Annotated in this window: 20 protein-coding genes and 5 tRNA genes; 16 read left to right on the forward strand and 9 right to left on the reverse strand. The window is 65.4% G+C overall.

Translation table 11 applies throughout. The features are described from left to right. Positions 1-90: 90 nt before the first annotated feature. The 3 genes from CBY09_RS06165 (at position 91) to CBY09_RS06175 (ending at position 2,013) form a co-directional block, all read left to right on the forward strand. Positions 91-837, forward strand: a complete 747-nt coding sequence (locus CBY09_RS06165; RefSeq protein ID WP_094287465.1) for an HAD-IA family hydrolase — start codon at positions 91-93, stop codon at positions 835-837. Between the two features lie 112 nt (positions 838-949). Then, positions 950-1,804 carry a DUF2189 domain-containing protein gene (locus tag CBY09_RS06170; protein WP_094287467.1) on the forward strand — a complete coding sequence of 285 codons (855 nt, stop codon included), beginning with the start codon at positions 950-952 and terminating at the stop codon, positions 1,802-1,804. After that, positions 1,801-2,013, forward strand: a complete 213-nt coding sequence (locus CBY09_RS06175; protein ID WP_015014900.1) for a DUF2788 domain-containing protein — start codon at positions 1,801-1,803, stop codon at positions 2,011-2,013. The genes CBY09_RS06170 and CBY09_RS06175 overlap by 4 nt, the downstream gene beginning before the upstream one ends. 50 nt (positions 2,014-2,063) lie before the next feature. Here the strand turns inward: CBY09_RS06175 and CBY09_RS06180 are convergent, their stop codons facing one another. From CBY09_RS06180 to CBY09_RS06190, 3 genes are read right to left on the reverse strand one after another with little or no spacing between them, the layout of a single operon-like run. Beyond that, positions 2,064-3,101, reverse strand: a complete 1,038-nt coding sequence (locus tag CBY09_RS06180; RefSeq protein ID WP_094288062.1) for a Bug family tripartite tricarboxylate transporter substrate binding protein — start codon at positions 3,099-3,101, stop codon at positions 2,064-2,066. 47 nt (positions 3,102-3,148) lie between these two features. After that, complete coding sequence (locus CBY09_RS06185; RefSeq protein ID WP_094287469.1) at positions 3,149-4,546, reverse strand: sensor histidine kinase; 1,398 nt, start codon at positions 4,544-4,546, stop codon at positions 3,149-3,151. 3 nt (positions 4,547-4,549) lie between these two features. Continuing rightward, positions 4,550-5,218, reverse strand: coding sequence for a response regulator (locus tag CBY09_RS06190; RefSeq protein WP_094287471.1), 669 nt, complete (start codon positions 5,216-5,218; stop codon positions 4,550-4,552). Positions 5,219-5,309: 91 nt separating this feature from the next. Here CBY09_RS06190 and CBY09_RS06195 point away from each other — a divergent pair, with 91 nt between their 5' ends. Then, on the forward strand, positions 5,310-5,747 hold the full coding sequence (locus tag CBY09_RS06195; protein WP_063461783.1) for a hypothetical protein: 438 nt from the start codon (positions 5,310-5,312) through the stop codon (positions 5,745-5,747). 18 nt (positions 5,748-5,765) lie between these two features. Here the strand turns inward: CBY09_RS06195 and CBY09_RS06200 are convergent, their stop codons facing one another. The 6 genes from CBY09_RS06200 to hpnC all read right to left on the reverse strand — a co-directional run bounded on the left by CBY09_RS06200 (position 5,766) and on the right by hpnC (position 12,740). Beyond that, positions 5,766-6,779, reverse strand: coding sequence for a Bug family tripartite tricarboxylate transporter substrate binding protein (locus CBY09_RS06200; RefSeq protein WP_094287475.1), 1,014 nt, complete (start codon positions 6,777-6,779; stop codon positions 5,766-5,768). A gap of 120 nt (positions 6,780-6,899) precedes the next feature. Further along, positions 6,900-8,204, reverse strand: a complete 1,305-nt coding sequence (gene hpnE / locus CBY09_RS06205) for a hydroxysqualene dehydroxylase HpnE (RefSeq protein WP_094287477.1) — start codon at positions 8,202-8,204, stop codon at positions 6,900-6,902. Between the two features lie 16 nt (positions 8,205-8,220). After that, a complete protein-coding gene (hpnD, locus tag CBY09_RS06210) occupies positions 8,221-9,063 on the reverse strand; it encodes a presqualene diphosphate synthase HpnD (protein ID WP_094287479.1) in 843 nt (280 codons plus the stop codon). 109 nt (positions 9,064-9,172) lie between these two features. Continuing rightward, positions 9,173-10,069 carry an amino acid ABC transporter substrate-binding protein gene (locus tag CBY09_RS06215; protein WP_240515598.1) on the reverse strand — a complete coding sequence of 299 codons (897 nt, stop codon included), beginning with the start codon at positions 10,067-10,069 and terminating at the stop codon, positions 9,173-9,175. 117 nt (positions 10,070-10,186) lie between these two features. Then, entirely contained in the window at positions 10,187-11,587 is a 1,401-nt protein-coding gene (locus tag CBY09_RS06220; protein ID WP_094287481.1) for an L-serine ammonia-lyase, read from the reverse strand. A 310-nt stretch (positions 11,588-11,897) separates the two neighbouring features. After that, positions 11,898-12,740, reverse strand: a complete 843-nt coding sequence (gene hpnC / locus CBY09_RS06225; RefSeq protein WP_094287483.1) for a squalene synthase HpnC — start codon at positions 12,738-12,740, stop codon at positions 11,898-11,900. A 296-nt stretch (positions 12,741-13,036) separates the two neighbouring features. On the opposite strand from hpnC, the gene CBY09_RS06230 reads away from it, so the two are divergent. From CBY09_RS06230 to CBY09_RS06285, 12 genes are all read left to right on the forward strand, one after another. Next, positions 13,037-14,212, forward strand: a complete 1,176-nt coding sequence (locus CBY09_RS06230) for an efflux RND transporter periplasmic adaptor subunit (protein ID WP_094288066.1) — start codon at positions 13,037-13,039, stop codon at positions 14,210-14,212. A gap of 9 nt (positions 14,213-14,221) precedes the next feature. After that, complete coding sequence (locus CBY09_RS06235) at positions 14,222-17,404, forward strand: efflux RND transporter permease subunit (protein ID WP_094287485.1); 3,183 nt, start codon at positions 14,222-14,224, stop codon at positions 17,402-17,404. Between the two features lie 94 nt (positions 17,405-17,498). Next, positions 17,499-17,585, forward strand: a tRNA-Leu gene (locus CBY09_RS06240). A gap of 75 nt (positions 17,586-17,660) precedes the next feature. Beyond that, the gene (tig, locus tag CBY09_RS06245) at positions 17,661-18,974 is read left to right on the forward strand and encodes a trigger factor (RefSeq protein WP_094287488.1); all 1,314 of its coding nucleotides are present in this window, start codon (positions 17,661-17,663) and stop codon (positions 18,972-18,974) included. Between the two features lie 122 nt (positions 18,975-19,096). Further along, positions 19,097-19,705, forward strand: coding sequence for an ATP-dependent Clp endopeptidase proteolytic subunit ClpP (gene clpP, locus CBY09_RS06250; protein ID WP_063461792.1), 609 nt, complete (start codon positions 19,097-19,099; stop codon positions 19,703-19,705). 102 nt (positions 19,706-19,807) lie between these two features. After that, positions 19,808-21,073: an ATP-dependent Clp protease ATP-binding subunit ClpX gene (gene clpX, locus CBY09_RS06255; protein ID WP_094287490.1), complete on the forward strand. Its 1,266-nt coding sequence runs from the start codon at positions 19,808-19,810 to the stop codon at positions 21,071-21,073. A 126-nt stretch (positions 21,074-21,199) separates the two neighbouring features. Then, positions 21,200-23,638: an endopeptidase La gene (gene lon / locus CBY09_RS06260; protein ID WP_094287492.1), complete on the forward strand. Its 2,439-nt coding sequence runs from the start codon at positions 21,200-21,202 to the stop codon at positions 23,636-23,638. 85 nt (positions 23,639-23,723) lie between these two features. Then, positions 23,724-23,799 (forward strand) — tRNA-Gly (locus CBY09_RS06265). 58 nt (positions 23,800-23,857) lie between these two features. Continuing rightward, a tRNA-Cys gene (locus CBY09_RS06270) sits at positions 23,858-23,931 on the forward strand. A 179-nt stretch (positions 23,932-24,110) separates the two neighbouring features. Next, a tRNA-Gly gene (locus CBY09_RS06275) sits at positions 24,111-24,186 on the forward strand. Between the two features lie 154 nt (positions 24,187-24,340). Then, positions 24,341-24,433: transfer RNA gene (locus tag CBY09_RS06280), tRNA-Leu, on the forward strand. Positions 24,434-24,628: 195 nt separating this feature from the next. Then, entirely contained in the window at positions 24,629-25,264 is a 636-nt protein-coding gene (locus CBY09_RS06285) for a DUF6806 family protein (RefSeq protein ID WP_063461795.1), read from the forward strand. Positions 25,265-25,276: the final 12 nt, after the last annotated feature.

Consider the following 25,276-nt stretch of genomic DNA (forward strand, 5'->3'; position numbering starts at 1 on the left):
GGCCCGATTGTGGCAAATGGGCCGGGCCTTGGCGGGCACGCGGGATCTGCGGCACATCCGCTGGTTACCGTCGGGTATTCTTGCCGCACCATGACCGCCCCCCAGCCTCAACCCACCGCGCCTGCGCTGGCATCCGCCCCGCAGCTGGACACCGCCCGCATCCGCGCCATCTCCATCGACCTGGACGACACGCTCTGGCCCATCTGGCCCACCATCACCCGGGCCGAACGCGTGCTGCTGGACTGGCTCACGCACCATGCGCCCGCCACGGCGGCTTTGTTCTCCAGCACCGAGTCGTTGCGCGCCATCCGCAACCAGATGGTGGCGCTGCGGCCCGACCTGCTGCATGACCTGAGCGCGCTGCGGCGCGAGTCCATCCGCCTGGCGCTGACCCAGGCGGGCGACGAGCCCGCGCTGGCCGAACCGGCGTTTGACCTGTTTTTTGCCGAGCGCATGCGCGTGGAGCTGTTTGACGACGCGCACGACACGCTGGCTTTCTTGTCGGCACGCTACCCGGTGGTGGCGGTGTCCAACGGCAATGCCGACGTGCACCGCATCGGCATCGGCCACTACTTTCGCCACAGCATCAGCGCGTCGGAGTTTGGCGTGGCCAAGCCCGATGCGCGCATCTTCCACGCCGCCGCCACCGCCGCCGACGTGTTGCCCCACGAGGTTCTGCACGTGGGCGATGACGCCACACTGGATGCGCAGGGCGCGCTGAACGCGGGCATGCAGGCCGTGTGGATCAACAGCGCCAACCACCCCTGGCCGCACGACGACACGCCGCCGCATGCCACGGTGGACAGCCTCACGGCGCTGTGCAGGCTGTTGGCCTGACGGGCTTCCCTCGGTTCGGTTTCTTGCCTCAGGTCAAGGTTTGGGCGTGCGGTGGTTGAAGCCGCTGCCCGTTGAAGTCACACTCACCCGTCGCTGAGCGACCCCTCCCACCATGCCCCGTAATCCCCCGCCATTGCCCGCCATCCGCACCATCGGCTTGATGCAGCCCATGACCTGGCTGGTGCTGGCCTGGCGCGACATGGCGCGGGCGGGCTGGATCAGCTTTGCGCATGGGCTGGCGCTCACGCTGTTCGGGGCGGCCATCTTTGCGGTGGGGCACCACCGATTCTGGCTGCTGGCGGGGGCGCTGTCGGGCTTTCTGGTGGTGGCGCCGGTGCTGGCCACCAGCCTGTATGCGCTGAGCCGCGCGCTGGAGCGCGGCGAGCCTGCCAACCTGGGCGTGGTGCTCAAGACCTGGTTCAACTGGCAGAACAGCCACGTGAACAAATGGGGCAACGACTACTGGTGCATGGTGCAGTTTGGTGCCCTGCTGGCGCTGGCGGCCTCGGGCTGGGTCATGACTTCGGCGGCGCTCATCACTCTGCTGGCGCCGGTGCCGATCGAGACCCCGCTCGACTTTCTGCGCCACGTGGTCATGGCGCGCGATGGCTGGTTGTTTGAAATCTGGCTGGCCCTGGGCAGCCTGATGGCCGCGCCGATTTTTGCGTCCAGCGTGGTCGCCATGCCGCTGCTGCTGGACCGCCGCGCCACGCTGTTGCAGGCGGTGCTGACAAGCTGGCAGGCCGTGGTGGTCAACCCGCTGCCCATGGCGTTCTGGGCGGCGATCATCCTGGGCTTTACCTTGCTGGGCCTGGGCTCGCTGCTGCTGGGCCTGATCGCCGTGATGCCCATGCTGGGCCACGCCAGCTGGCACGCCTACCGCGACCTGGTGGATGCATCCAGCCTGCCCGAGCGCGACCTGGCTGCACCCGCTGCACCGGCGCGTGCGCCTGGAGGGGCATCGTGATTTTTGGCTTCACCGAGGCACAGATCTCGGGCTTCTTCCTCACCTATGGCGTGGGCGCGTTCATCGCCTACATGCTGTTCATCATCGGGCAGCTGGCGTGGGAATCGAAGGCCGGGCGGTTTGGCACCTTTGTGCTCTTCCTGGGCCTGGGCGTGGGGTTTCTGGGGTTCCTGGCCAAGGTGGTAATCCAGTGGTGGCTGGAGAAGTGAGCGGGCCAGAAATCCACTGAGACCACCGCACGGGCTTAGCAGCAGCCGCCTCAGCGCGGCCAGGACCGCAGGCCCAGCTCCTGCGCCAGCTGGCGGTAGTCGGCCAGACTGCGTTGCACGAACTCCTCCAGCGCCGCGCCAGTGCGCGCAAACGGGTACAGGCCGTACTGGCTGCACAGCGCGGCGTAACCGGGTGCGGCCAGTGCATCGGCAAAAGCCGTCACCCAGGCACGCACGGCGGCATCGGGGGCGGTGGCGGCCATGTACAGGCCGCGCACCGTGGGCCAGACCAGGTCCACGCCCTGCTCGCGCGCCGTGGGCAGGTCGGCCAGGGCGCCGGGCAGGCGGGCCTGTGCCAGCACGGCCAGAAAGCGCAGGGGCGCGCCCTTGTCCAAAGCCTGCCGGGCCTCGGCCGCATCGCCGGTGAAGACGCCGATGTGGCCGCCGCGCAGGGCCTTCAGGGCCTCGCCGCCGCCTTCGAATGACACAAAGCGCATGCGCTTGGGGTCCTGCCCGGCGGCGCGGGTCAGCAGGGCGGCTTTCATCCAGTCCTGGCTACCCAGGGTGCCGCCCGCGCCAAACACCACGCGGGCCGGGTCCTTGCGCAGCGCGGCCACCACGTCTTGCAGGCGCTGGTGGGGCGAATCGCGGTGCACGGCCACCACGCCATAGTCGGTGCCCAGCGTGGCGATCCAGCGCACGGCGCTCACCGGGTGCGGGCCGAAGCGGCCCTGCGCGATGTTGAGCAGCGAGCCGCTGGAGAACGCCACCAGCGTGCCTGGCCCGCCCAGCCGTCCGGTGGCGACCTGGTCAAACGCAACGGCGCCGATGCCGCCGGGCAGGTAGCGTGTGTGCAGCGGCGGGCGTGCGGGGCGCACCACCTGCACCGCCTGGGTGGCCAGGCCGCAGGTCAGGTCGAACCCGCCGCCGGGGCGGGAGGGGGCGATGCATTCCGCGGGCTCCAGCGATGCGTCGGCCGCCCACGCAGCAGGCCCGTGCGCAGCGCCTGAAGTGCCCGCCAGTGCTGCCAGCCACTGCAGGGCGTGGCGGCGGGGCAGGGTGGGGAGGGGGTGTGGTGCGGACGGCATGCGGGGCGAATTCTGGCGGAATCTGGGGTGCTGCGGGATGGGGGTTTTCAGCCCCGGGGCCACCACAGGATGGCCAGCAAGCCGGGCCCACCCGCGCGTTCTTCGAGCCGCAGGCCGCCCCGGTGCCGCTCGGCGATGGAGCGTGCAATCGCCAGCCCCAGGCCTGAGCCGCCTGCCGCCGCCTGCGAGCCACGCCGGTAGCGCTGGCCGAGTGCATCGCGTTCGCTGGCGGGCAGGCCGGGGCCGTTGTCTTCCACGCTGAGGCTCCAGCCCAGGCCGTCGCCCGCAGCCGATACGGTGACCGTGCCGTGCTCGGGTGTGTAGGCAATGGCGTTGGCGGCCAGGTTGGTGAGCGCCTCGCGCAGCAGGCCACTGTCGCCCACGGCCATGAACTCGGGCGTGGGGGTGTGGATGCCAAAGTCGATCTGCCGAGCGCGGGCGCGGGGCAGCAGCTCCAGCGCCACGGCGCGCAGCAGCGCGGCCAGGTCGAACGGGGCCAGCTCCACCGCAGCCGTATCGCTCCGACCCAGGGCCAGCAGCTGCTGGGTGCTGCGCGTGGCGCGCGCGACTTCGCCGCCGATGGCTTCCAGGGTGTGCTGCACCTGGGTGGCGTCGGTCTCGCGCCGGGCGTAGTCGATCTGCATCTGCAGCGTGGTGAGGTGGGTGCGCAGCTGGTGCGAGGCATCGTCCAGAAACTGCCGCTGCTGGGCCACCAGGTCTTGCGTGCGCGCCATCTGCTGGTTGGCGGCAGCCACCAGGGGGCGGATGTCGGCGGGCAGGTCGGTGTCGGCCATGGGGGTCATGTCGTCGGGGCTGCGCGCCTGCACCTCGCGCGCCAGGCGCGCCAGCGGCCGCAGCGCCACGGCCAGCGTGGCGGCTGTGCCCAGCACCATGAGCGCCAGCACCAGCGTGTCGCGCAGCGCGGCCCGGCGCACAAAGCGGCGCGTGAACTCCTGCCGCGAGCGGGTGCTTTCGGCCACCTGCACCAGCACGCTGCTGGCATTGGCCCCGGGCGCGGCGCCTTCCACCGCGCGGCGGTAGGCGGCCAGCCGCACGGATTCGCCGAAATAGGTGGCGTCGTAGAAGCGGGGCACGCCGGGGGTAAGCGTGCCGGGCGGCAGGGGCAGGTCGGCATTGCCAAGTTCCACCAGCCCGTCGGACGAGGCCACGCGGAAGTACACATTGCCGCTGGCCGTGAGTTCAAAAAATTCGAGCATGCTGTAAGGCAGCTCGGCCGACAGACCGCCCGACGCCGTAGAGATGTTGGCGTCGATGGATTTGAGCGCCCCGAGCAGCGATCGGTCGTAGGCCGCGTTGGCCGCCTCCAGCGCGTCGTGCCGCGTCATCCACAGCTCCACGCCCGTCACCACGGCCAGCAGCGGCAGCAGCAGCAGGGCCAGCAGCCGCCACAGGCTGGCGCGGCGCAGGCGCGCGATCAGTGTCATGGTTCAGCCTGTTTCCAGCGCATAGCCCAGGCCGCGCAGCGTAGTGATGCGCACACCGCTGCCATCGAGCCGCTTGCGCAGGCGGTGCACAAACACTTCCACGGCTTCGGGGTGCACGTCCTCGTCGTCAGAGAACACGCGGTCCAGGATCTGCTGCTTGGAAAACGGCTCGCCACTGCGCTGCACCAGCACGCGCAGCACGGCGTGCTCGCGCGGCGACAGGGCCAGGGGCTCGCCATGCAGCATGAACTGCTTGCGCGGGTTGTCGTACACCAGCGCGCCACAGGCCAGACGCGGGTGCTCGTTGCCGCGTGCGCGGCGCACCAGGGCATGCAGGCGGGCCTCCAGCTCGGCCAGCTCGAAAGGCTTGGCCAGAAAGTCGTCAGCCCCCGCGTTGAGCGAGCGCACACGCTCGTCCAGCGAATCGCGGGCCGTGAGGATCAGCGCGGGCAGGCGCTGGTCGCGGTCGCGCAGGCGCTGCAGTACGGCCTGACCGTCCAGCCCGGGCAGACCCAGATCCAGCACCAGCGCGTCGTAGTTGTCGTGCTGCTGCAGCGCACGGTCGGCCAGGCGCCCGTCGTTCACCCATTCCACCTGGATGCCCGCATGCTCCAGCGCGCGGCTGAGCCAGGTGCCCAGGTTGTGGTCGTCTTCGGCCAGGAGGATGCGCATGGGGGAATGCTACTGCGGTGCTTGTTTCGGCTTTTGCTGCGCTTGCTTATGGCGTGCGACTACGATGCGCAGGACAAAAGAGGGAGAGGGTATGGACAAACGTGACAAGCGGCCTTTGCGGGGGCTGTCCCACAGATGGCGCATGGAAGAGAGGGTGAGAGACGCAGGCGGCTGGTGGTCGTCCAGCTTGGTTTTCAAGGTCGCCTGCGCGCTGTTGGGCATTGCCGCAGGGAGCCTTTTGGCGTTGCTGCTCGGCTTTGCGGGGGCTGCGTTGGGCGGCCCCTCTGATGCGATGGGCTCCTTGCTGGCCGCTGGAGCAATGTCGGGCGCCGCGTGTGGCGCGTTGGCGCCCAACATCTTGCTGCATGCCATCACAGGGTTGGCGTACTTTCTTGCAGGACTGATCTCCGCCATGGGAGGAGAAGACATCGCTGACACCCCCTCCCGTGAAGGCTGGTTGAAGGCCTGCGTCATTGTGGGAGCCCTCTATGTGCTGGGGCTTTCCATTGGATGGGGCATCTTGCGCTGAAACGCAACGCCCCCCTTCTCAATCTGGCTTGATCTGCGCGCGCTTGATTACTTTCTGCCAGCGCGCCTGCTCCGCCGCAATGAACTGTGCAAACTGCGCGGGTGTGCCGCCGATGGCTTCGGCGGCGTCACCGTTCAGGCGCTTGAGGGCTTCGGGGGCCTTGACGGCCTTCATGGTTTCGGCGGCCAGCTTGTCCAGGTGTTCTTTGGGCAGGCTCGCGGGGGCCAGCATGCCGTACCACTGCGTCATCTCGAAGCCGGGGAAGCCCTGTTCGGCTACTGTGGGCACGTCGGGCAGCTGCGGCAGGCGCTGGGTGGAGCCGGTGGCGATGCAGCGCACCTTGCCGGACTTGATGAACGGGAGCAGGGCCGCAGCGCCCACCGATGCGGCATCAAGGCGGCCGGAGAGCAGGTCGGTCATCATGGGGCCGGTGCCCCGGTAGGGCACGTGCAGCATGAAGATCTCGGCGGTCATCTTGAGGTATTCAAACGCGAGGTGGCCCGCGCTGCCATTGCCTGCCGAGCCGTAGCTGAGCTTGCCCGGGTTCTTCTTGGCGTAGGCGATGAACTCCTTGAGGTTCTTGGCGGGCACGTCGGGGTGCACCACGTACAGGCTGGGCACCTTGGCCAGCAGGCTCACGGGCTTGAAGTCCTTGTTGGCGTCGTAGGGCAGCTTGTCGAAGATGTAGGGGTTGACGGCCAGCGTGCCGATGTGGCCCAGGATGAGGGTGTGCTGGTCTTCGGCACGGGCCACTTCCTGCATGGCGATGTTGCCTGCGGCGCCGGGCTTGTTGTCCACAAACACGCTCTGGCCCAGGGTCTTGCTCAGCTCGGCCGCTGTGGAGCGCGCCACGATCTCGGAGCTGCCGCCCGGTGCAAAGGGCACCACAAAACGCACAGACTTGGCGGGCCATGCGGCCTGGGCCGACGCAGCGGCGGGCAGCAGGCCGCCCAGTGCCAGGGCGCTGCCTGCGCCCAGCAGGTGGCGGCGGGTGGGGTGGAAGGCGGGGTTGGTGTCGTTGTCGAACAGCATGGGTGTCTCCGTGAAAGCCGTTGTGGCGTTGCCCGGCGTATGGTGTGCGCAGCGTGCTTTCGGAATGCTGTCAGTCGGCCTGGGGTTTACCCGAGGCACCCCGGGCCGTCAAAGCGGGGTTCAGGCTTGTGCCGCTACTGCCGTGCCGCTGAGCACGGCGCCTTCCAGCGTGGCCGGGTAGGGGCCTGCCACATAGTCGCCGCAGGCCGTCAGCCCCGGCAGCACCTGCATGCCGGGCCGCTGCAGGCCAGGGGTGCAGGCAAAGGTGGCGCGTTTTTCCACCACGGTCTGCACGGGCTGCAGGCCGGTCAGGCCCAGCTGGGCGGCGGCCTGCTGCAGCACCTGCTGCTCGATCAATGCGCGGTCCCCATCACTGGCGCTCACCACAAAGGCCAGCAGCCCGTGCTGGCCGTCGAGCTGGCCCCTGTCGAACACAAACTGCGCCGGGTGGGTAGCGGTGTTGCGCAGCGCCAGCATGGGCAGGGGCAGGTGGGCGCCCGGGGCGTGGGCATAGACGGTGGTGATGGCCTCAAACCGCAGGGCGCTGGTGGTGGCGCTCCAGCGGGCTGCACCGGCCAGGCCCGCCGTGCCTGCCAGGCCTTCGACCAGGCGGCTGGCCTCCCAGGACGGGCAGGCCAGGGTGATGTGGTCGAACGCTCCGGGTTCTTCGGTGCCGTTGGCGGCCACTACCGGCTGCCAACGCCCGCCGGGCAATGGTTGCAGGCGCTGAATGCGCTGGCCGGTGAGGACCTGGCCGCCTTGCTGCTGCAGCCAGTGGGCAACGGCTTCGGGAAAGAGGGCGCCTAAGTCCGCACGTGGCAGCAGCAGGTTGGAGCCGCCGCGCCCGCTGAACAGGCTGTCCTGCAGCACGCGCAGAAACACCTGGCCGCTGGCCTGGTTGGCGGGGGTGTTGAGGGCCGACACACACAGCGGGTCGATGAACTCAGCCATGAGCCGGGGCGTGAGCGGCGCGCACAGCGTGGCCACCGATGTGGCGGGCGCGCAGCGAAAGCCGCGCAGCTGCCAGGCCGTGGCTGTGCGCAGCAGTGCCAGCTTGTCGCGCCAGCCCCAGCCCTTGGCGCGGGCAATGCCCAGCAGCGCATCGAGGGGTGGGGGCAGGTCGGGCAGCTGCAGGCCCTGGCCGTCGGGGAACTGCAGCGTGAGCGGCAGGCGCAGCAGCGCAGTATCGATGTCCACGCCCACCAGCCGCATCAGGCGCAGGCTTTCGGCGTAGGCGCCGATCAGGATGTGCTGGCCGTTGTCGAGCGTGGCGGGCGTGCCATCGGGCAGCGCGCCCGGCACGGCGCGCGCCCGGCCGCCCACGGTGCGCGCGGCCTCGAACACGGTGACCTGGCGCCCTGCCTGCACATGGGCAATGGCGGCGGCCATGCCCGCCCAGCCTGCGCCGATGACGGCGACCTTCATGGACGCGGGCCCACGGCTAAGACATCCGGCCCAGGGCTTGCACCTTCCACGCCAGCCAGAACTTGCGCAGCGGCGTGAGGCGGATGCGCTGGTGCAGCACCTGGAAGTTTTCGTGCTCGATCTCGCGCAGCAGGGTGCGGTAGATGTTGGCCATCATCAGGCCGGGTTTCTGGGCGCGGCGGTCGGCATCGGGCAGCAAGGCAAACGCTTCGTCGTACAGCCGGTGCGCGCGCTCGGCCTGAAAGCGCATCAGCGCCGTGAAGCGGTCGGAGTAGGTGCGCTTCAAGATCTCGTGTGCCTTCACATCAAACTGCTGCAGCTCGTTCACCGGCAGGTAAATGCGGCCCAGCATCGCGTCTTCGCCCACGTCGCGGATGATGTTGGTGAGCTGGAAGGCCAGGCCCAGCCTGTGGGCGTATTCGGTGGTGCGCGGGTCGGTCTGGCCGAAGATGCGTGCGGCGACTTCGCCCACGATGCCCGCCACCAGGTGGCAGTAGCCCTTGAGGCCCGCAAAGTCGAGGTAGCGGGTCTGCTCCAGGTCCATCTGGCAGCCGTCGATCACGGCCTGCAGGTGGCGTTGTTCAATGCCATAGTCGGCCGCCAGCGGCATCAGCGCCTGCATCACGGGGTGGGTGGGCTGGCCCGCATAGGCCTTGGCCACCTCGCCCTGCCACCAGGCCAGCTTGGTGCGCGCCACGCCAGGGTCGGAGACTTCGTCCACCACATCGTCCACTTCGCGGCAGAAAGCATAAAACGCCGTGATCGCGGCGCGGCGCGGGGCCGGCAGGAACAGGAAGGCGTAGTAGAAGCTGCTGCCCGAGGCCACGGCTTTTTGCTGTACGTATTGCTGTGGGGTCATGGGGCGCGATTGTCCCATGGCGGACATGGCCCGCCACGGCAACCGGGCAGCTGGCGGAGGCCGCAACTCCGCAGTTTGGCCTGACTGTTCTGCGGCAGGCCGAAGGGCATCAAAAGGCGATTTGTTCCACGCCCACGTCGCTGGGCCGCTTGAGCGCTTCGCGCATGAAGACGCTCATGGGGAGCGTGCCTTGGTCCGAGTGGAACCACTTTTTGTAGAGAGCCGCCATCTCCCCGGTCTGGATCAGGCGGCGGGTGACTTGGTCTACCAGCTCCTTGAAGCGAGGGTCTTGCCTGCGCAGGCCAATGCTGTAGGGCTCTACCGAAAGGCGCTTTTCCAGAAACTGGTAGTCCCCCATGGCCTTGCCCAGCCGGGTCATGGGGCTCCATAGGCCTGCATCGTCTGCAAAAACTGCATCTGCCTCCCGGCGCGTGAGTGCATCCAATCCCTGTGCGGTGCTGTCTACCGGCACGTAGATGAATTTGCGGTGGTAGGTGCGTTCGTTGGTGGCCAGCAGGCCGTCATTGGTGGTTTTCCGTTCGACGGCAATGCGTTTGCCATTCAGATCGTCCACCGTCTTGATGCCCGAGTCCTTGCGCACGAGGAAGGCGGTGGTGGCAATGAAGATGTGGTGGCTGAAGGCGACTTCCTTCTGGCGCTCCAGGGTGTTGGTGGTCGTGCCGCATTCCAGGTCCACTACGTTGTTTTTCAGGTCCGCCAAGCGGTTCTTGCCGTCCACCAGCACATAGGTCAGGCGCAGGTCGGGGCGCTTGAGTTCTTTCTTGAGCTCCTCATAAATCCTGGTGCAGATGTCAACGCTGTAGCCACGCACCTGCCCGGTGGCTGGGTCTTTGTAGGAGAAGGGGTGGGATGCCTCGCGGTGCCCCAGTCGCAATTCGCCGGTCTTGGAAATGTGGGTGAGGGTGTCTTGCGCCCAGGCGCCAGGGGACATGCAGGACAGGGGAAGGATCAGCAGCAGGGCTCGCAGCGCAGAGAAGAGATGCATAGGAAACGGAAAAGGTGACGGGGCCATGCATGCCAGGCGTCCCAGGAAGCGCGCGAGGCTGCACGCCGCGCATTGTGCTGCGGCATCTGCCGTTGTGTCACATTGGTGACAGATTTGTCAGCATTCCACAACATTCACGGCCAGGCCGCCGCGCGAGGTCTCCTTGTATTTGATCTTCATGTCCGCGCCGGTCTGCATCATGGTCTTGATGACCTTGTCGAGCGAGACCACATGCTGGCCGTCGCCACGCAGCGCCATGCGGGCGGCGTTGATGGCCTTGATGGCGCCCATGGCGTTGCGTTCGATGCAGGGGATCTGCACCAGGCCGCCCACGGGGTCGCAGGTCATGCCCAGGTTGTGCTCCATGCCGATCTCGGCGGCGTTCTCAATCTGCTCGGGGCTGCCGCCCATCACGGCTGCGAGCGCGCCTGCCGCCATGGAGCAGGCCACGCCCACCTCGCCCTGGCAGCCTACCTCGGCGCCCGAGAGAGATGCGTTCTCCTTATAGATGATGCCGATGGCACCGGCGGTGAGCAAAAAGGTGGCGATGCCGTCCTCGTTGGCGCCTGGCAAGAAGTTGACGTAGTAATGCAGCACGGCCGGGATCACGCCCGCCGCGCCGTTGGTGGGGGCGGTCACCACGCGGCCGCCAGCGGCGTTCTCCTCGTTCACAGCCATGGCGTAGAGGTTCACCCAGTCCAGCATCGAGAGCGGGTCGCGCAGCGCGGCCTCGGGGGCGCTGCTGAGCTTGTGGTGCAGCTCGGCCGCGCGGCGGCGCACGTGCATGGGGCCGGGCAGGGTGCCGGTGCTGGCGCAGCCGCGCTGCACGGCACCGGCCATGGTTTTCCAGATGGCCATGAGCTGGCGGCGCACCTCGGCGCTGCTGCGCCAGTGTTGTTCGTTGGCGGCCATGAGCTGGGCCGGGGTAAGCCCGGTGGCCTGGCACTGGGCCAGCAGCTCTGCCCCGGTGCGGAAGGGGTGGGGTAGGCCCTGGGCATGGCCGGCCGTATCAGGCCCTGCAGTGGCAGCGCTGTTGAGCACACGCTCGCCCGCCGCGTCGATCACAAAACCACCGCCCACCGAGTAGTACTCACGCGCAGCAATTTCGTTGCCCTGCGCGTCAAACGCGTGAAACGCCATGCCGTTGGGGTGCAGCGGCAGGCTTTTGCGGCGGAACAGCAGGTGCTCTTTTTCAACAAACGGCACCACATGCTCGCCCAGCAGCGCCAGCGTTTGCCGGGTGCGGATGTCGGCGATGGCGGGCTGGATCTGGTCCGGATCGATGTGGTCGGGCTCGTGCCCGGCCAGGCCCAGCAGCACGGCCTTGTCGGTGCCGTGGCCCACGCCGGTGGCAGACAGGGAGCCAAACAGTTCCACCGTGACGTGGTGCACGGCGGCCAGGCCCAGGGTGCCCTGCAATTGGCAGGCAAACTGCCGCGCCGCAATCATGGGCCCCACGGTGTGGGAGCTGGACGGGCCGATACCGATCTTGAAGAGGTCGAAAACGCTGACGGACATGGTGGGTGTGTGACCGGAAGGGCTTCGGGCCAGTGCGCTTGTGGCGCGGGCCCTGGGGTATTGAGTGAAGCCGCTTCGGCGGCGGCAGGTGGCGGCGAGGCTAACCGCACACCGCACCTCCGGCATGCTCGCTATCCCTGCCCTGTGACATCGCGCTGGTCAGGGTTAGGGCAACAAATGGTGGCAATTTGCTATAAAAATAATAGCTTATAGCCTTTGATGGATAGGCGATGGGGGGTGATTTTGTTTGATTTTTAGGCTGGTGCAAGCGCGCGTGTCAGCGCGCCTTGTGGCCCATGAATCTTTCTTCTTACATCACCAGCGCGCGGCCCAGCATCACCACCCAGTCCCAGGCATGCAGGCGTGGGCGGGTGTGCAGGCTGCCGCCTTTGAGGGCCTCGACCTTGTCGAGGATGCGCAAGCCGCCCTGCACCACCAGGCGCAGCTCCCAGCCCGCGCGGCCGGGCAGGCGGTGCACCAGGGGCGCGCCGCTGTACATGGTGGTGCGGGCCCAGTCGGCGCAGTCGGCAATCAGGCGCGCGTTCTCGCGCGTGCTTTGCAGGGCCAGCAGCTCGGCCTGGCAGGCGCCATGGGCAGCGCAGTCGGCGCGCGGCAGGTAGTGGCGGTGGCGGGGGATGTCCACCGACAGGTCCTGCCAGAAGTTGATGAGCTGCAACGCGGTGCAGATCGCATCGCTTTGCCGCAGCGCCTGCGCGTCGCCCACGCCATACAGGTGCAGCAGCAGGCGCCCCACGGGGTTGGCCGAGCGGCGGCAGTAGTCCAGCAGCTCGGCGCGGTCGGCGTAGCCTTCGGCATCGCGGGTTTTTTCCACATCCTGGGCAAAGGCACTGAGCAGGTCTTCGAGCAGCGGCACGGGCAGCTGGTGGCTGCGCAGCACGCCTTGCAGCGGCAGGAACACGCTGGCCCAGCGGGGCGAGGGCGGCTGGCCCTGGGCAATCGCGCGCAGATCGGCCAGGTAGGCCGCAAGGTCGGCCAGGCGGGCGGCCGGTGTGGCGTCACCTTCATCGGCAATGTCGTCGGCCGTGCGGGCAAAGGCGTAGATGGCGGCGATGGGCTGGCGCAGGTGGGGCGGGCACAGCAACGAGGCGACGGGGAAGTTCTCGTAGTGCGTCACGGGGGGGGCTTGGACCATGGCGGGTGCAGGCGCAGTGGACGCACCGGCCGGAGCGGCAATGGGTGCGGCTGCCGGGGGAGTTGGGCTGTAGGGGTTGGAGGGGCTGTGGCGGTCGTTCACACCCCGGATTGTCGCTTGACAAGGTGGGGGCGCTTCTCATAGATTACTAACCGGTCAGTCAGTAATCAAGAGCAATTCTTTTCAGGGACAAGGAGACTGGCCCCCATCCCGTTGCAGCGCAGGTCGCGAGGCCCGTGCTGCGCGTGCTGTTCCGTCGCTTCTTCCTTGTGGCCCTTTTTTTCACCGGATTTCCCATGCGCACACCCTCCGCTTTGCGGCCCCTCCAACGGCAACCCCGGTTCTTGCTGGTGCTGGCCACCGCCTCTTTGCTGGCCGCCTGTTCGCGCCCCGCGCCGCCCGAGGAGCCGGTGCGCTCCGTCAAGCTGCTTACGGTGGGCGTGGGTGCGCTGCAGTCCAGCCTGGAGTATTCGGGCGAGGTGCGGGCGCGGGTCGAGTCGCGCCTGGGCTTTCGGGTGGCGGGCAAGATCGTCAAGCGCCAGGCCGAGCTGGGCCAGCATGTGAAGGCCGGCCAGGTGCTGGCGCAGCTGGACCCGAAGGACTACCAGCTGGCGACCGACGCTGCGCGCGCGCAGCTGGCATCGGCCACCACGCAGCGTGACCTGGCGGCGGCAGACCTCAAGCGCTACCAGACCCTGAAAGACCAGAACTTCATCAGCGGTGCCGAGCTGGAGCGCCGCGAAGCCACGCTGAAAGCCGCGCAGGCCACGCTGGACCAGGCGCGCGCACAGCTGTCGTCGCAGGGTAATCAGGCGGCCTACACCACGCTGGTGGCTGATGTGTCGGGTGTGGTGACCGGCATTGATGCCGAGCCGGGCCAGGTGGTGGCTGCGGGCACGCCGGTGGTGCGCATTGCCCAGGACGGCCCGCGCGATGTGGTGTTTGCGGTGCCCGAGGACAAGGTGGCGCAGATTGCCGTGGGCTCGGAAGTGGCTGTGCGTGGCTGGTCCGGTGGCGCCACGCTGGCGGGCGCGGTGCGCGAGGTGGCGGCCAGCGCCGATGCGGCCACGCGCACCTACCAGGTCAAGGTGGCCATCGATAGCGCTGAAGCCCCCGCGCTTGGCGCCACCGTGTACGTCACGCCCAAGGCACTGAGCCATGCGGGCATCCCGGCCATCAAGCTGCCCACCAGCGCGCTGCGCCAGGAGGGCCAGGCCACGGCCGTGTGGGTGTATGACCCGGCCAGCAGCAGCGTGAAGTCGCAGCCGGTGCAGATCGCCACGGCCGACGGCAACGAAGCCGTGGTGGCGGCGGGCCTCACGCCCGGCATGCAGGTGGTGGCGACGGGCGTGCATGTGCTCTCGCCCGGGCAGAAGGTGATGGTTTATCAGCCAAAAACGGCTTCTCCGCCCGCTGGTAAAACGAAAGCAGCTCCTGAATTGGTAGCAAACCCGGCCTCGGCTGCCAACTGAGGGCCACGCATGTCACAACAACAACCCAAAGAGGGGTTCAACCTCTCCAAATGGGCGCTCGACCATCCCGCGCTCACCCGCTACCTCATGGTGGTGTTGATGCTGCTGGGCTTTGCAGCCTACTTCCAGCTGGGGCAGGACGAAGACCCGCCGTTCACCTTCCGTGCCATGGTGGTGCGCACCTACTGGCCTGGTGCCACGGCGCAGCAGGTGGCCGAGCAGGTCACCGACAAGATCGAGCGCACGCTGCAGGAGGTGCCTTACGCCGACAAGATCCGCAGCTACTCCAAGCCTGGCGAGTCGCAGATCATTTTCCAGATCAAGGACTCGTCCAAACCCGGCGATGTGGCCAATGTCTGGTACACCGTGCGCAAGAAGGTGGGTGACATGCGCTACACCCTGCCACAAGGCATCCAGGGGCCGTTCTTCAATGACGACTTTGGTGATGTGTACGGCGTGATCTATGCGCTGGAGTCCGAGGGCTTCAGCTACGCCGAGCTCAAGCAGTTTGCCGATGATGTGCGCCAGCAGCTGCTGCGCGTGCCCGATGTCGCCAAGGTCGAGCTGTTTGGCGTGCAGGATGAAAAGGTTTTCATCGAAATCTCGCAAAAGCGCCTGTCGCAGCTGGGCTTGGACATGAACCAGGTGCTAGCCCAGCTGGGCCAGCAAAACGCGGTGGAAAGCGCTGGTGCCATCCAGACCCCGCAGGACCAGGTGCAGGTGCGGGTGCAAGGCCAGTTCAACGCCGTGGAAGACTTGGCGGCCATGCCGATCCGGGGGCCCTCGGGTGCGCAGCTGCGCTTGGGCGATATTGCCGAGGTCAAGCGCGGCTATGTGGATCCGGCCACCGTGAAGGTGCGCCACCAGGGCCGCGAGGTGATTGCACTGGGCGTCTCCATGGCCAAGGGCGGCGACATCATTGCGCTGGGCAAGGCGCTGCACACCGCCACCGACCGCATCGGCGGCACGCTGCCAGCGGGCGTCAAGCTCGTGAATGTGCAGGACCAGCCCAAGGCCGTGTCCACCTCGGTGAACGAGTTCGTCCGGGTGCTGATCGAGGCCGTGGTCATCGTGCTGGCGGTGAGCTTCATCAGCCTGGGCTTTCACAAGCGGCCGGGCAAGAACCCGCTGTGGAAGCGCTGGTACATCGACCCGCGCCCCGGCCTGGTGGTGGGCATCACCATCCCCATGGTGCTGGCGGTGACCTTTCTGGCCATGTGGTACTGGGGCATCGGCCTGCACAAGATTTCGCTGGGCTCGCTCATCATTGCGCTCGGCCTGCTGGTGGACGACGCCATCATTGCCGTCGAGATGATGGTGCTCAAGCTCGAAGAGGGCTACGACAAGGTGCGCGCCGCCACCTTTGCCTACGAACTCACGGCCATGCCCATGCTCACGGGCACGCTGATCACGGCGGCCGGGTTCTTGCCCATCGGGCTGGCGAAGTCCACCACGGGCGAGTACACGTTTGCGATTTTTGCCGTGACGGTGATTGCGCTGGTGCTCAGCTGGATCGTGTCGGTGTACTTTGTGCCGTACCTGGGCACGCTGCTGCTCAAGGTGCCGCCGCATGTGCTGGCCGCGCAGGCGAACAAGGGCGTGACGGATGACCCGCACGAGGTGTTCGACAGCCCGTTCTACCGCACCTTCCGCCGTCTGGTGGACTGGTGCGTGCAGCACCGCTGGCTCACCATCGGCGCCACCATCCTCACCTTTGCGCTGGGCATTGTGGGCATGGGCAAGGTGCAGCAGCAGTTCTTCCCGGATTCGAGCCGGCCTGAAATCCTGGTGGACATCTGGTTCCCCGAGGGTACCTCGTTTGCGGGCAACGAAGAGGTCACCAAGCGCGTCGAGCAGCGCCTGCTGGCCGAGCCCGGCGTGACCGCGGTCAGCACCTGGGTGGGTTCGGGTGTGCCGCGTTTCTACCTGCCGCTGGACCAGGTGTTTCCGCAAAGCAACGTGTCGCAGTTCATCGTGTTGCCGCAGGACCTGAAGCTGCGCGAATCGTTGCGCGTGAAGCTGCCCAGCTTGCTGGCCGAGGAGTTCCCCGAGGTGCGCGGCCGTGTCAAGCTGCTGCCCAATGGACCACCGGTGCCGTACCCCGTGCAGTTCCGTGTGGTGGGACCGGACCCGCTGGTGCTGCGCGAGCGCGCTGACGAGGTGAAGGCCCAGCTGCGCCAGAACCCCGACATGCGTGGCGTGAACGACAACTGGAATGAGTCCGTGAAGGTGCTGCGCCTCGAAGTGGACCAGGCCAAGGCGCGCGCGCTGGGCGTCACCAGCCAGTCCATCGCCCAGGCGTCCAAGACCATCCTCTCGGGCACGCAGGTGGGCCAGTTCCGCGAGGGCGACAAGCTCATCGACATCCTGCTGCGCCAGCCGCTGGACGAGCGCAACGCTATCACCGACATTGCCAACGCGTACCTGCCCACGGCCTCGGGCAAGTCGATCCCGCTCACGCAGATCGCCAAGCCCGTGTTCACCTGGGAGCCGGGCGTGATGTGGCGCGAGAACCGCGACTACGCCATCACGGTGCAGGGCGACGTGACCGAGGGCTTGCAGGGTGCCACGGTGACGGCGGCACTGCAGCCAGCGCTGCAGAAGATCGAGGCGCAATGGCGCGCCTCGGGGCAGGGCGCTTACCGCATCGAAGTGGCGGGTGCGGTGGAGGAAAGCTCCAAGGGCTCGGCCTCGATTGCGGCCGGCTTGCCGGTGATGCTGTTCATTACCTTCACCCTGCTTATGCTGCAGTTGCACAGCTTCAGCCGCGCGATGCTCGTCTTCCTGACCGGGCCGCTGGGCCTGGCGGGGGTGGCGGCGGCGCTGCTGGTGCTGAACCGGCCCTTCGGATTTGTGGCGTTGCTGGGAGTGATTGCGCTCATGGGCATGATCCAGCGCAACTCGGTGATCCTGATTGACCAGATCGAACAGGACCGCGCGCGCGGCGTGCCTGCCTGGGATGCGATCGTCGAATCCGCCGTGCGCCGCCTGCGCCCCATCGTGCTCACGGCCGCTGCGGCGGTGCTGGCCATGATCCCCCTGTCACGCAGCGTGTTCTGGGGGCCGATGGCGGTGGCCATCATGGGCGGGCTCATTGTGGCCACCGTGCTCACGCTGCTGGCGCTGCCTGCGATGTACGCCGCCTGGTTCCGGGTCAAACGGCCTGCGCCAGAGGTTCTTGGAGGGGTTTGATTCCCACCCAGCCCGCATCAGGGTAAAATAGAAGGTTGACCGATTTCACGCAGGCGGCAGCTGAGGTTGCCGCCTGTTTGTTTGTTGTAGAACCGCGCGGGTGGCGAAATTGGTAGACGCACCAGGTTTAGGTCCTGACGCCAGCAATGGTGTGGGGGTTCGAGTCCCCCCCCGCGCACCACCCATGTGAGACTTTGCGGAACACGGCGCTGCTGCGCTGCAGCCAGCACGATCCACATTCATAAGAGGAATAGCCATGGCCGTTACTGTTGAAACCCTTGAGAAGCTCGAGCGCAAGATCACGCTGAGCGTGCCCGTCACCCTGATCCAGTCCGAAGTCGATACGCGCCTCAAGCGCCTGGCTCGCACCGTCAAGATGGACGGTTTCCGTCCTGGCAAGGTCCCCATGAACGTGGTGGCCCAGCGTTATGGCTACTCGGTGCAGTACGAAGTGCTCAACGACAAGGTCGGTGAAGCCTTCGCCGTGGCTGCCAACGAAGCCAACCTGCGTGTGGCCGGCCAGCCCCGTATCACCGAAAAGGAAGGCGCTCCCGAAGGCCAGGTGACTTTCGACGCCGTCTTTGAAGTGTTCCCCGAGGTCAAGATCGCCGACCTGTCGGACGCCGAAGTCGAAAAGCTGTCGTCCGAAGTGACCGACTCTGCCATCGACAAGACCATTGACATCCTGCGCAAGCAGCGCCGCAGCTTCGCCCAGCGCGCCCTGGACGCTGCCGCCCAAGACGGTGACCGCGTGACCGTGGATTTCGCCGGCAAGATTGACGGCGAACCCTTTGATGGCGGCAAGGCCGAAGACTTCCAGTTCCTGGTCGGCGAAGGCCAGATGCTCAAGGAATTCGAAGACGCAGTGCGCGGCATGAAGTCGGGCGAAAGCAAGACCTTCCCCCTGGCTTTCCCTGCCGAATACCATGGCAAGGACGTGGCTGGCAAGACTGCCGACTTCCTCGTGACCGTGAAGAAGATCGAAGCGGCCCACCTGCCCGAAGTGAACGACGCACTGGCCAAGTCGCTGGGCATCGCCGACGGTTCCGTGGACGGCCTGCGCGCCGACATCAAGAAGAACCTGGAGCGCGAAGTCAAGTTCCGCCTGCTGGCCCGCAACAAGCAAGCCGTGATGGACGCCCTGGTGGCCAAGGCTGAGTTGGATCTGCCCAACGCCAGCATCCAGGCTGAAATCGCCCGCCTGCTCGAAGGCGCCCGCGCCGAGCTGAAGCAACGCGGCATCAAGGACGCCGACAAGGCCGAGATCCCTGAAGACGTGTTCCGCCCCCAGGCCGAGCGCCGCGTGCGCCTGGGCCTGGTGCTGGCCGAGCTGGTGCGTGCCAACGAACTGCAGGCCAAGCCCGAGCAGCTCAAGGCCCACATCGACGAGCTGGCTGCCAGCTACGAGAAGCCTGAAGACGTGGTGCGCTGGTACTTCGGCGACCGCCAGCGCCTGGCCGAAGTCGAAGCCGTTGTGATCGAAAACAACGTGACCGAATTCGTGCTGGGCAAGGCCAAGGTGGTCGAGAAGACCGTGTCGTTCGACGAACTGATGGCCCAACAGGGCTGATGGGTCTGGCCGGGCGGTTGGTTGCCTAACTGCCCGGTTGTTGCCGTCACACAGGGGCTTGTGCTTTCGTGCACAGGCCCCAATTCATTTCTGGGTACAGTACCTGCTTGACTGGAGAAAACATGAGCGCATTGGAAACACAAGGCCTGGGCATGGTCCCCATGGTCATCGAGCAGTCGGGCCGTGGTGAGCGGTCCTATGACATCTACTCGCGCCTGCTCAAGGAGCGCGTGATTTTTCTGGTGGGTCCGGTCAACGACCAGACCGCCAACCTGGTGGTGGCGCAGCTGCTGTTCCTGGAGAGTGAGAACCCCGACAAGGACATTTCGTTCTACATCAATTCGCCCGGCGGCTCGGTGAGCGCTGGCATGGCGATTTTTGACACCATGAACTTCATCAAGCCCGATGTCTCGACCCTGTGCACGGGCATGGCGGCCAGCATGGGTGCCTTCCTGCTGGCGGCGGGCGCCAAGGGCAAGCGTTTTGCACTGCCCAACTCCAAGGTCATGATCCACCAGCCGCTGGGTGGCATGCAGGGCCAGGCCACCGAGATCGAGATCCACGCGCGCGAGATCCTCAAGACCCGCGAACAGCTCAACAACATCCTGGCTGAGCGCACGGGCCAGTCGCTGGAAAAAATCCAGCGCGACACCGAGCGTGACTACTTCCTCTCGGCCGACGAGGCCAAGGAATACGGCCTGGTGGACCAGGTGATCAGCAAGCGCTCCTGATCGCCACAGGCTCGCACAGCGGCGTTTTCCCCCGGGGAAGACGCCGTTTTTTATTTGGTTATCATCCCGACAACTTTCCGTACGTAACAAGGCATTGCCCCCATGGCCGAGAAAAAAGGCTCTTCCAGCGAAAAAACCCTTTACTGCTCTTTCTGCGGCAAAAGCCAGCATGAAGTGAAGAAGCTGATCGCCGGTCCGTCGGTCTTTATCTGCGACGAGTGCATTGACCTGTGCAACGAGATCATTCGCGATGAACTTCCGGCTGGTGACCTGGCCCGTGAAGGCCGCAGCGACCTGCCCACACCGGTAGAGATCAAAAACAACCTCGACAACTACGTGATTGGCCAGGAAGTGGCCAAACGCACGCTGGCGGTGGCGGTGTACAACCACTACAAACGCCTGCGCCACAAGGACAAGGCCCACAAGGACGATGTGGAGCTGTCCAAGAGCAACATCCTCTTGATCGGCCCCACGGGCTCAGGCAAAACGCTTCTGGCTCAAACGCTCGCGCGCATGCTGGACGTGCCCTTTGTGATGGCCGATGCCACCACGCTGACCGAGGCGGGCTATGTGGGCGAGGACGTGGAGAACATCGTCCAAAAGCTGCTGCAAAGCTGCAACTACGAGGTCGAGCGTGCCCAGCGAGGCATTGTCTACATCGACGAAATCGACAAGATTTCGCGCAAGTCGGACAACCCCAGCATCACGCGTGACGTGTCGGGCGAGGGCGTGCAGCAGGCGCTGCTCAAGCTCATCGAGGGCACCATGGCCAGTGTGCCGCCCCAGGGCGGGCGCAAGCACCCGAACCAGGATTTTCTGCAGATCGACACGACCAACATCCTGTTCATCTGCGGCGGTGCGTTCGCGGGCCTGGAGAAAGTGATCGAGAACCGCACCGAAGCGTCGGGCATCGGTTTTGGTGCATCGGTCAAGAGCAAAAAGCAGCGTTCGCTGACCGAGGTGTTCACCGAGATCGAGCCCGAGGACCTGATCAAGTTCGGCCTGATCCCCGAACTGGTGGGCCGTATGCCCGTGGTCACCGCGCTGGCCGAGTTGAGTGAAGACGCGCTCGTGCAGATCCTGACCGAGCCCAAAAACGCGCTGGTCAAGCAGTACAGCAAGCTGTTGTCGATGGAGGGCGTAGACCTGGAGATCCGCCCTGCAGCACTCAAGGCCATTGCCCGCAAGGCTCTGGCTCGCAAGACTGGCGCGCGGGGATTGCGTTCGATCCTGGAGCAATCGCTGATCGGCACAATGTTCGACCTGCCCAACACCAGCAATGTTGAAAAGGTGGTGGTGGATGAATCCACCATCGAAGAAAACAAGCCGCCGCTGCTCGTTTACCGCGAAGCGGCCAAGAAGGCCTGAAATGACCGGAGCGGGCGCCCTGTTGCTGCCCCTTGCACCATCAACCCTTGCGCCAGTACGGCTGCGCGCAAGGGTTGAAAATCCCCACATGTGGAACCACTTCCACAGAGCACTTTGAGGATTTCCATGTCCGGACATACCCCCCTGCCAGCCACCCCCATTGACCTGCCACTGTTGCCATTGCGCGATGTGGTGGTGTTCCCCCACATGGTGATCCCGCTCTTCGTGGGCCGTCCCAAGAGCATCAAGGCGCTTGAGATGGCCATGGAGGCCGATCGCCGCATCATGCTGGTTGCCCAGAAGGCTGCCGCCAAGGATGAACCCTCGGTGTCGGACATGTTCGACGTCGGCTGCGTATCCACCATCCTGCAGATGCTCAAGCTGCCTGACGGTACGGTGAAGGTGTTGGTGGAGGGGCAGCAGCGCGCGCTGGTGACCTCCATTGACGACACCGAAACGCATTTCATGGCCACCGTCACGCCGGTCGAGGCCACGCCCGAGGCGAACAAGCCCAGTGAGATCGAGGCCCTGCGCCGTGCGGTGATGCAGCAGTTTGACCAATACGTCAAACTCAACAAGAAGATTCCGCCCGAGATCCTCACATCCATCTCCAGCATCGACGATCCCGGCCGCCTGGCCGACACCATTGCCGCGCATCTGCCGCTCAAGCTGGAGAACAAACAGGTGGTGCTGGACCTGTCGGACGTGAAGGCGCGCCTCGAAAACCTGTTCGAGCAGCTCGACCGCGAGGTGGACATCCTCAATGTGGACAAGAAGATCCGGGGCCGCGTGAAGCGCCAGATGGAGAAGAACCAGCGCGACTTCTACCTGAACGAGCAGGTCAAAGCCATCCAGAAGGAACTGGGCGAGGGCGACGAAGGTGCCGACATCGAGGAGATCGAGAAGAAGATCAAGCTCGCCAAGATGCCCGCCGAAGCGCGCAAGAAGGCTGAGGCCGAACTCAAGAAGCTCAAGCTGATGTCGCCCATGTCCGCCGAAGCGACCGTGGTGCGCAATTACATCGACGTGCTCACAGGCCTGCCCTGGAGCAAAAAGACCAAGATCAAGCATGACCTGGTGAATGCCGAGGGCGTGCTCAACGAAGACCATTACGGCCTGGACAAGGTCAAGGACCGCATCCTCGAATATCTCGCGGTACAGCAGCGCGTGGACAAGGTGAAGGCTCCTATCCTGTGCCTGGTGGGGCCGCCGGGTGTGGGCAAGACCTCGCTGGGCCAGTCGATTGCCAAGGCCACGGGTCGCAAGTACGTTCGCATGGCCCTGGGCGGCATGCGCGACGAAGCCGAGATCCGTGGACACCGCCGCACCTACATCGGCGCGCTGCCGGGCAAGGTTCTGCAGAGCCTCTCCAAGGTGGGCACGCGCAATCCGCTGTTCCTGCTCGACGAGATCGACAAGCTGGGCACGGACTTCCGGGGCGATCCATCGAGCGCGCTGCTCGAGGTGCTGGACCCCGAGCAGAACCACACCTTCGGCGACCACTATGTCGAGGTGGACTTCGACCTCTCCGACGTGATGTTCGTGGCCACGTCCAACTCGATGAACATCCCGCCCGCTTTGCTGGATCGGATGGAGGTGATTCGCCTGTCGGGTTACACCGAGGACGAAAAAACCAGCATCGCCATGAAGTACCTGCTGCCCAAGCAGCTCAAGAACAATGGCGTGAAGGACGAGGAACTGCTGATCACCGAAGCCGCCGTGCGCGACATGGTGCGGTACTACACAAGGGAGGCGGGCGTGCGTTCGCTGGAGCGCGAGCTCTCGAAGATCTGCCGCAAGGTGGTGAAGGGCTTGCAGCTCAAGAAGCTCACGCCCCAGGTGGTAGTGACAGCGGACAACCTGCCCGACTTCCTGGGTGTGCGCAAGTACACCTATGGCCGCGCCGAGTTGCAAAACCAGGTGGGGCAGGTCGTGGGCCTGGCCTGGACCGAAGTGGGCGGCGACCTGCTGACCATTGAAGCGGCCATCATGCCCGGCAAGGGCGTGATCACGCGCACCGGCTCGCTGGGCGATGTGATGAAGGAGTCCGTAGAGGCTGCCCGCACGGTGGTGCGCAGCCGTGCGCGCATCCTGGGTATCAAGGATGAAGCGTTCGAGAAGCGCGACATCCACATCCACGTGCCAGACGGCGCCACGCCCAAGGACGGCCCGAGCGCGGGCGCTGCGATGACCACCGCGTTTGTTTCGGCGCTGACGGGCATCCCTGTGCGCGGTGATGTGGCCATGACCGGCGAAATCACGTTGCGGGGTGAAGTCACTGCGATTGGTGGGCTTAAGGAAAAGCTGTTGGCAGCTTTGCGCGGCGGCATCAAGACAGTGTTGATCCCTGAAGAAAACGTGAAGGATCTGCAGGAGATACCCGACAACGTGAAGAGCGGGCTGGAAATCGTGCCCGTGCGCTGGATCGACAAGGTGCTGGAAGTGGCGCTGGAGAGCAAACCCGTGCCCTTGACGGACGAAGAGGTGGCGGTGGCGGTGGTGGCGCCGGCTCCGGCCGAAAAAGCAGCCGCCTCGTCAGCGGTGGCCGATGGTTTGAAACATTGACGCAAAATTTTTTGAAGAGCTCCAAAAATGCGCTACAATTCATTCCATCGCAGCAAACGTTGTACAATGTAAGGCTTCGGTAAATGCGGGAATAGCTCAGTTGGTAGAGCGCAACCTTGCCAAGGTTGAGGTCGAGAGTTCGAGACTCTTTTCCCGCTCCAATTTCCAGAAAAAGGGAAGCAAATGCTTCCCTTTTTTGTCAGAGGAATGTGAATTCCTGGCGCGGTAGCAAAGCGGTTATGCCCCGGATTGCAAATCCGGTTAGTCCGGTTCGACTCCGGACCGCGCCTCCAGATACGGTCTGCACCGTCGATGGCTCAGGATCTTTGGAGATCCTGGTTGTGATGAAGACGGGCAAGGCTGGGTGGTGATTGGAAAATTTTTGGCCAGCAATCGAATGAGGCCAAAAATAGCGATATAATTTGAGGCTTGCTGATAAGCACTAACGGAAACGTTAAGGCGGCAAGCAAATGCGGGAATAGCTCAGTTGGTAGAGCGCAACCTTGCCAAGGTTGAGGTCGAGAGTTCGAGACTCTTTTCCCGCTCCAATTTTGAAAAGGGAAGCCTAGGCTTCCCTTTTTTCTTGGTCCGCCGGGTTGCGTCGTTTTCCAGCGCAAGCCTGTGGACCGAGATGCGACAGGGCATTGCGCGCATGTGCTGCCCGGGTTACGCTGCAATGCAGGTGTGCGCTCAGCGGCCGGCGCCCCGATGGTGAAATTGGTAGACACTGCGGACTTAAAATCCGCCGCTTTCCTGAAAAGGGGCGTGCCGGTTCGACCCCGGCTCGGGGCACCACGAAGAGCCTGTTCAATGTCTTTTTGGAGATCGCATTGGAGTGCAATCGGGATGAGTGGATGCTCCGGCTGCGCAGTATGGGCTCATGCCCATGCAAGCAACCGGGGCGTCCAATCGCCCGATTTCACTCCAACCCTGTGGGCAAGGGACTTGTGCGACTCCAAAAAGACATTGAACAGGCTCTAGGATTCAATCATGTCAAGTTACAACGCTCCCTTTGAAATCCACGTCCACGGACAGGTCCCCTTGCGCGCTGATGTGAGTTTTGACCAGCTCCAGGAAGCGCTCAAGCCTTTGTGGAAGTACGCTGGAGCCCGTTCGCTGGCCGATGGCGCTGCCAGTGCCTACGAGGAAGAGCCAGGCATCAAGTTCGATGCGCAAGAGCACTTGCTGCAAATGTGCTGGACCGTGCGGGGCGATGAAGACTTTCGCCAGTCGCTCGACGAGATGTGCATGAGCCTCAACGAACTGGCCGAGCAGGGGGCCGCGATCGAGGTCACGTTCTACGACGCCGACTTTGACGAGGAAGAGGAAGAGCAGGGCGCCGAGTCGCGCGACGACTTTGTGATGCTCTTCGTGGGGCCCACCCCGGCCGCCATCATGCAGGTGCAGCGTGATTTGCTGGTGCAGGACGTGGTGAACATGATGGAGCGCCATTTTGATGGCGCCGAGCTGGGGGGCGTGGTCGCGGAAATCGACAAGCTTTTCAGCCAACGGTTTGATGCGCTGGTGAACTCGCTGGAAATCGGCAAGCCCCCGCGCGGCCCGGGGGGGCCAGGCAGCAGTGGCCATGGTGGCGGCGGTGGTCGCCGTCCCCGCCACCTGCACTGACATCCTCGCTGC

It is taken from the genome of Acidovorax kalamii (assembly GCF_002245625.1).
GTDB lineage: Bacteria > Pseudomonadota > Gammaproteobacteria > Burkholderiales > Burkholderiaceae_C > Acidovorax > Acidovorax kalamii.